At 63.8% G+C, this 7,030-nt stretch carries 6 protein-coding genes; 1 reads left to right on the top strand and 5 read right to left on the bottom strand.

Translation table 11 applies throughout. From position 1 onward, the window contains the following. The 5 genes from PSTU_RS20715 to PSTU_RS0111360 form a co-directional block, all read right to left on the bottom strand. Nucleotides 1-1,507, bottom strand: a 1,507-nt coding sequence (locus tag PSTU_RS20715) for a S8/S53 family peptidase (RefSeq protein WP_019341152.1), incomplete at its 3' end; no start/stop codon positions are given. Beyond that, nucleotides 1,504-2,469 carry an L-histidine N(alpha)-methyltransferase gene (gene egtD / locus PSTU_RS0111375; RefSeq protein ID WP_019341151.1) on the bottom strand — a complete coding sequence of 322 codons (966 nt, stop codon included), beginning with the start codon at nt 2,467-2,469 and terminating at the stop codon, nt 1,504-1,506. The genes PSTU_RS20715 and egtD, both read right to left, overlap by 4 nt. A 3-nt stretch (nt 2,470-2,472) precedes the next feature. Beyond that, nucleotides 2,473-3,768, bottom strand: a complete 1,296-nt coding sequence (egtB, locus tag PSTU_RS0111370) for an ergothioneine biosynthesis protein EgtB (RefSeq protein ID WP_019341150.1) — start codon at nt 3,766-3,768, stop codon at nt 2,473-2,475. Nucleotides 3,769-3,992: 224 nt separating this feature from the next. Beyond that, nucleotides 3,993-4,685: an SDR family oxidoreductase gene (locus tag PSTU_RS0111365; RefSeq protein WP_019341149.1), complete on the bottom strand. Its 693-nt coding sequence runs from the start codon at nt 4,683-4,685 to the stop codon at nt 3,993-3,995. Nucleotides 4,686-4,710: 25 nt separating this feature from the next. Next, a complete protein-coding gene (locus PSTU_RS0111360; protein WP_019341148.1) occupies nt 4,711-5,022 on the bottom strand; it encodes a hypothetical protein in 312 nt (103 codons plus the stop codon). Between the two features lie 133 nt (nt 5,023-5,155). On the opposite strand from PSTU_RS0111360, the gene PSTU_RS20710 reads away from it, so the two are divergent. After that, a partial coding sequence (locus PSTU_RS20710) for a DEAD/DEAH box helicase (protein ID WP_141566890.1) occupies nt 5,156-7,030 on the top strand: 1,875 nt, incomplete at its 3' end.

Raw genomic sequence — 7,030 nt, 5'->3', positions numbered from 1 at the left:
CGACTATTCCAGTGACCATCGGCGTGGCGTACGAGGTGCCGCAGTGCCCCTCGCCGCGCTTGCCGGGTTCGAGTGTTGCCGCACGGGTACAGGCCGAGGCGGTGATGTCGACGCGCATATCGATATTGGACGAGGGGCGCTTGGTCACGTAGTCCGGGTGTTCGACCGGCACATCCTTGCTGAAGTCGCGCTGATGCGCGCCCACTACCAGGAGTTGTTCGGTAATGAAGGAAGAGGGCAGGCGGTAGTCGTCCTGGCCAGAATGCGCCGAGCCATTGCCCGCCGAGTTCACCACCACCACGTCCGGATGCTCGCGGCGCAACCAGAGAAAGAATTCTTCGAGCAGCTCTTCGTAACCGCTCATCGCCACGCCGGAGCGCACCAGTGAGTCGATCTCTTCACCGTCCACATCAAGCGTGCCGACGCGATGAATGCCCCAGCTCCAATTCAGCACCCGTACGCCGTCTTCCACCAGATTGACCGACGCCGCGACATTGGCGGTGATACCGGCGTCCGAATTGCGCTCGACGATGACTTCAAAGCCCGAACTTGACGCTTCAAGGGCGCTGAGAAAACCACTGTCGCCCGGCTCGGCACTGCGCGCAGCGAGGATGCCGGTGACGCTGGTGCCGTGGTCCGCCGGAGATTCTGCATCGCGTGCGTAAACGCAGGTTTTTGGCTTGGCAGGGTCGCAGCGGTTGAGATAGGCGGCGAATTCCGGCGAATCGAAGTCGACGTCGCGCTCGATGATGCCGATCCGCACGGGATGGGTCTCAATCGGTGCTTTGCGCGCAGGCAAACGGCGCCGATAGAAATCCACCGCATCGAGAAAGCGGTTGGCAACCCATTCACTGTTGCGAGGCCTGCTTTGCTTATCGTCTTCCAGTGGCTCTTCAGCCCCGGATTCTTCGATAACCACAGCATCCACGTTCGTCTCGCTGCCCAGGCGCAGCACCATTGCGTCGCGCTCGGTCAGGTTGTTCACCGGCAGCCGCAGCTGATAGGTATTGAGCGGGGCAATGGCGCCAACCACTTCGGCGCCATACTTTTCGGCCAGACGCCGAGACGCCTCCAGCCCGTCGTGATCCTCTTCGATGATCACGCTGACCAGATCCACGTAGGTGGTCAGGCCGTCCATGTTCTTCGCCACCTCGTCCGGGCTTGCCGGTATCACGTGGCTGCCATTGAGCGTGAGCCAGACCGGGTTGCTGCGCCGATCACCTTGTTCCAGCCAGAGCGGGCCACTCTGGTGTTCCTTGCGGTTCAGGGTCAGGCGCAGTCGTCCGTTTTTTTCCCGAGCCGTCTCGACGGGCTCGCCACCGAGCATCACCTGTAGATCCGCGTTGGCCGCGCCTTCGCTGCGCAGGCAGAACGTCAATTGCTCCGTGGAAAACAGATCGCCGCAACGTTGCAGATCTTTAAGCCGCAGCGGGTGCTCCTCGGCCAGGGCGCTGCCGAGGCCAAGCGCGAATGTGAGTGCGGTCAGGCAGTAAGCAATGGGCCTCATGGGCGACGTTGCAGGTAATGCACGCTGAACAGGTTCTGCGCATCGGTCCATTGACCGCTGCAGTCGAAGCCGGCGCTGTTGGCCAGGCCGGCGAAAGATTCCAATGTGTATTTGTAGGAGTTCTCCGTGTGCAGGCTTTCGCCAGCATCGAAGTGGAAGCGCTGCCCCTCGATGGTCACGTCTTGCGCTTCGCGGCTGACCAGGTGCATCTCGATCCGTGAATCCTGCTCGTTGAAGAACGCCCGATGGGTGAAACGCGACGGGTCGATGTCGCTGTCCAGCTCCTGGCGGATGCGCTGCAAGAGGTTGAGGTTGAACGCGGCCGTGACGTGGGCGCTATCGTTGTAAGCCGCCTCCAGGACGCTGCGATCCTTGGCCAGATCGACTCCGATCAGCAGGCCACCGCCAGGCGGGAGAATGTCGCGCAGGTGCCCAAGCAGCTTGCGAGCTTCCAGCGGGGTGAAGTTGCCGATGCTGGAACCGGGGAAAAAGACTAACGGGTGATGCAGGGTGAAGTCGTCAGGCAGCTTCAGCTCATCCGAAAAGTCCGCACAGGCCGCATGCACGTCGAGCCAGGGATAGTCAGCGGCGAGACGCTGCGTGCTGGTCAGCAGGAAATCTTCGGAAATGTCGATGCCGAGGTAACTGACCGGCCGCAGGCCTTCGAGCAGCAGGCGAACCTTGCGGCTGGCACCGCTGCCCAGTTCGATCAGGTCGGTCTGTGGCCCGGCGATTTCCAATATCTCGTTAGCGGCGTCAGCGAGGATCTTTTCCTCGGTGCGGGTCACGTAGTACTCAGGCAGCAGACAGATCTGCTCGAACAGCTCCGAGCCGCGTCGGTCGTAGAAAAACTTTGGCGAGATGTGCTTGGGCGATGCGGCGAAGCCTTCCAGGGCTTCGTCGCGTAGGGAGCTGTCGTGAGTCGGCTGCGTCTGGTCATGAAAGTGTACGGCGAGTGCCATGTTTCAGAGCTCCCTGGCCAGGCGCAGCCCGGCGAATTGCCAGCGCATCGCCGGCTGAAAGAAGTTGCGGTAGGTGGCGCGAATGTGCGACTCGGGTGTGGCGCAACAACCGCCGCGCAACACCATCTGGCCGGACATGAACTTTCCGTTGTATTCGCCCAGGCTGCCCTCCAGCGGATGGAAACCGGGGTAAGGGCGGTAGGCGCTGGCGGTCCATTCCCAGACATCGCCGAACAACTGCGCCGGCCCGTCATGCGGCACGTTGGCAGAAACAGGTTGCAGGTGGTCGCTTTCCAGAAAGTTGCCGCGCCGTGGCTGGTCGGTGGCTGCCACCTCCCATTCGGCTTCGGTGGGCAACCGGGCACCGGCCCAGCGCGCATAGGCGTCTGCTTCATAGAAGCTGATGTGGCAGACGGGCGCCTCCAGGTCCAGCGGCTGCAAGCCGGCGAGGGTCATTTCGCACCAGCCACCGTCCTCGCGATGCCAGTACAACGGGGCGTTCCAGCCGTGCTGGCGGATATGCGCCCAGCCATCGGACAACCAGAGCTCGCTGCGCGAGTAGCCGCCATCGGCGATGAAGGACAGGTATTCGCGATTGCTGACCAAGCGGTCGGCCAGCTGAAAGTCTTCGACGAATTGGCGGTGGCGCGGCGTCTCGCAATCAAATGCGAAGCCACTGCCAGCATGGCCGATATGACGCACACCACCGGCATAGCTGTGCCAGTGAACGCGGTCGTTATGCAGTGCGGGTGCAGGTTTCAAGTCGCTGCGATAGACAGGATGCAGCGGGTTCTGCGCAAGGATGTGCTTGATGTCCATCAACAGCAATTCCTGATGCTGTTGCTCGTGCTGCAGGCCCAGCTCGACCCGACGCATGATCTCGGCGGCGTGCTGTTGTGGCGGGTTAGTCAGCAGTTCACCCATTGCCCGGTCGATGTGCTGGCGGAACCGGTAGGCATCCTCGACGCCAGGGCGCGAGATCAACCCGCGCTGGGCCCGCGGAAAGGGCGTGCTGTGGGTTTCGTAATAAGAGTTGAACAGGTGGTCGTAAGCGTCATTCAGCGGCTTGTAACCGACGAGGTAGGGCTTGAGCAGGAACGCTTCGAAGAACCAGCTGATATGCGCCAGATGCCATTTCGGTGGGCTGACGTCAGGCATGCTCTGGATGACGTAGTCCTCGATCTGCAAAGGCGCGCAGATCGCTTCGCTGGTGGCGCGCACCTGCCGGAAGCGCTTCAGCAGATAGTCCAGTTCAGCCAGAGCGGGTTGCTGCGACCGCTGTTCCGCCAGATTGCCCATGCGCGTTCCCCCGTGTTCGATACGTGACCCGTCGACTCCCGCAACAGCCGAAAACCGCCTCTATAGCGACCTGAAGCGGGGCGTGAAGTTTCGACTGGCAAGGCCCAAGCACATCACTTCTGGATATACGCAGCGCAGCGGCTGTCGCGAAAGGCCGGCCGACAGCTCCCAGTCGGTCAGCGTAATGGGCCAGCTTGCGATGCTGAGTCAGTCGGGATAGCGGGCTAGTCCTCGACCGGTGGCGTGGGGCGGATCAGCATCTCGTTGAGGTCCACATGCCGGGGCTGGGACAGCGCATAGACCACCGCGCGACCGATGTCTTCGGGCTCCAGCGCATAGGCGGGCGGCTTGTCGAACAGCGGAGTGTCGACCATGCCGGGCTCGATCAGCGTGACCCGCACACCGGTACCGCGCAGCTCTTCACGTACGCTCAGGCCCATGCCGGTCACCGCCCATTTGCTGGCGCTGTACATCGAGCCGGGAATGACGAAACGCCCCGCGGCCGAGCCGGTCAGCAGGACATGACCTCGACTGGCCTTTAGTGCTTCCAGGCTGCAGCGCAGCGTCAGCCCTACGCCATAGACATTGGTCAGCAGCATCTCGCGCCAGACTTCAGGGTCCGCGCCGCTGAAGCCGCCGTCGCTACCGTGCATGCCGGCGTTGGCGTAGACCGCATCGAGCTGGCCGAAGTGGTCGAGCACCCGCTGCACCATGGCCTGCTGCTCGGCGTACTCCTTCACATCACAGCGAATGGCGAGCGCCCGGTCGGGGCCGCCGAGTTGGTCGACCAGTTGCGCCAGCTTGTGCTCGGAGCGGGCGGCCAGGGCGACGCGATAGCCGGCCTCGGCGGCGAGTCGCGCAGTGGCGGCGCCGATCCCGGAGGACGCGCCGGTGATCAAGAGAACCGGATCGCTCATGGTTTACCTTCCGTTGCCTGATGGATCAATAGTTCGGTGGCGTTTCGGGGATGCCGGTGTCGTCGATAAGTGCGGGCATGGTCCAGGGCTCTAGCCGCTGATCTTTTTCCTCAACGTCCAAACGGGCCTGTTCGATGACGCCGCCAAGGCGTTGCGGGCTGGTGTACTCCTCGCTCGATACACTGGGCACGCGCAGGATTTCCGCACCGCTGCCGGACATTACGGTAAAGCCGAAACTGTCTTCGTCCGGATTGGCGCTTGTCACGCAGCCACACGGCAGAAAGGCTTCGGAGACGAGCTGCATCGCTTCGTCCAGGTTCAGGGGTTGGTTACTCATGGCATTCTCCATCGTCAGGCTGTCCCAAGTGGACCTCCAGGCGGCAGCGCCGTTTCCTCTTGCGTAACGGGCATGCGACGGGCTGCGGCGGGACGGCCTTGTGGATGCGCCGCCGCGGCAGCATATTCAGGCCATGACCGACTCAACTCTTGCCGACGCGCTGGCGGCCTTTCACCCGGCGGTGGCCAGCTGGTTCAGCCGCAGCTTCCCTGCACCGACTCCGGCTCAGGCCCGCGCCTGGCCGCTGATCCGTGCCGGCCGCTCGACCCTGGTGGCAGCGCCCACCGGCTCGGGCAAGACGCTGACCGCCTTTCTCGCCGCCATCGACCATTTGGTGCAGGAGGGCGTTGCCGAAGGCGGCCTGCCGGACCGGACCTCGGTGCTCTACGTCTCGCCGCTCAAGGCGCTGTCCAACGACATCCATGTCAATCTGGAACAGCCACTGGCGGGCATCTCGGCGCAGCTGCAAGCGCTCGGCCTGCCGCCGCTGCAGATCCGAACCGCCGTGCGCACCGGCGATACGCCACAGGCGGAGCGCGCCGCAATGCGAAAGCGCGTGCCGCATATCCTGGTCACGACGCCGGAGTCGCTCTATGTGCTGCTCGGCTCCGAGTCCGGTCGGCAGATGCTCGCTGGCGTGCGCAGCGTGATCGTCGACGAGATTCACGCCATCGCGGGCAACAAGCGAGGCAGCCACCTGGCATTGACGCTGGAGCGGCTGGAAGCGTTATGCGGCCATCCGCTGGTGCGGGTCGGGCTGTCGGCGACGCAGAAGCCCATCGAGGCGGTGGCCGATTATTTGGTGGGTGTCGGGCGCCACTGCGAAATCATCGATGTGGGCCATGGCCGCGCGCGTGACCTGGCGCTGGAGGTGCCGCCGGTCCCGCTGGAAGCGGTGATGAGCAACGCCGTCTGGGAGCTGGTGTACGACCGGTTGGCGGTGCTGGCCGGTGAACACCGAACCACGCTTATCTTCGTTAATACACGGCGCATGGCCGAACGCGCGGCGCGGCATCTGAGCGAGCGGCTCGGCAATGCCGTGGTTGCCGCCCACCACGGCAGTTTGGCGCGCGAACAGCGGCTGGATGCCGAACAGCGACTCAAGCGCGGCGAGCTGCGGGTGCTGGTCGCTACTGCGTCGCTTGAGCTTGGGATCGATATCGGCGACGTCGAGCTGGTCTGCCAGCTGGGCTCGCCGCGGTCGATCTCCGCCTTCCTGCAGCGCGTCGGCCGCGCCGGTCACCAGGTGGGTGGCGTCTCGAAGGGGCGTTTGTTTCCCAGCTCGCGCGATGACCTGATCGAATGCGCTGCCTTGCTCGACGCCGTTCGCCGCGGCGAGCTCGATACGTTGGTGATACCAACGGCCCCGCTGGATGTGCTGGCGCAACAGATCGTCGCCGAGGTGTCGTGCCGCGAGTGGCAGGAGGATGCGTTGCTGGCGGTGATCCGTCGCGCCATGCCTTACGCTGGTTTGAGCGAGGCGGATTATCAGGCGCTGTTGGCGATGCTCGCTGAGGGCTACACCACCCGCCACGGTGCACGCGGCGCCTATCTGCACCGCGATCTGGTCAACCGCAGTTTGCGTGGGCGACGCGGCGGCCGTCTGACTGCGCTGACGTCTGGCGGCACCATTGCTGACAACGCCGATTACTCGGTGCTGCTGGAACCACAGGGCTTCAACATCGGCACGGTCAACGAGGATTTTGCCGTTGAGAGCCTTGCCGGTGATGTCTTTCAACTGGGCAATACGGCCTACCGCATTATCAAGATCGAGTCCGGTCGTGTGCGGGTCGAGGATGCACAGGGGCAGCCGCCGAACATTCCGTTCTGGATAGGTGAGGCGCCAGGGCGTAGCGATGAGCTGTCGGCGGCGGTAGCGAGGCTGCGTGCGGAGATTGATGTCCGCCTAACCACCGCCACCCCTCACCCCAGCCCTCTACCCGGAGGGGAGAGGGGGCGGTCCGAGTGGGTTGAGACGGGTGTGCCCAACTCGGGGCTGGAGGAGGTT

The sequence above is a fragment of the Stutzerimonas stutzeri SDM-LAC genome, from assembly GCF_000235745.1.
Taxonomy (GTDB): Bacteria; Pseudomonadota; Gammaproteobacteria; order Pseudomonadales; family Pseudomonadaceae; genus Stutzerimonas; species Stutzerimonas stutzeri_H.
The sequence above is the reverse complement of the archived record's forward strand: the minus strand, read 5'-3'. Positions and strand labels throughout refer to the sequence as shown.

Coding starts and splice junctions, on each gene's coding strand:
- PSTU_RS0111360 (WP_019341148.1), bottom strand. CDS start 5,022: ATGAGTAACCAACCCCTGAACCTGGACGAAGCGATGCAGCTCGTCTCC.
- PSTU_RS0111365 (WP_019341149.1), bottom strand. CDS start 4,685: ATGAGCGATCCGGTTCTCTTGATCACCGGCGCGTCCTCCGGGATCGGC.
- egtD (WP_019341151.1), bottom strand. CDS start 2,469: ATGGCACTCGCCGTACACTTTCATGACCAGACGCAGCCGACTCACGAC.
- egtB (WP_019341150.1), bottom strand. CDS start 3,768: ATGGGCAATCTGGCGGAACAGCGGTCGCAGCAACCCGCTCTGGCTGAA.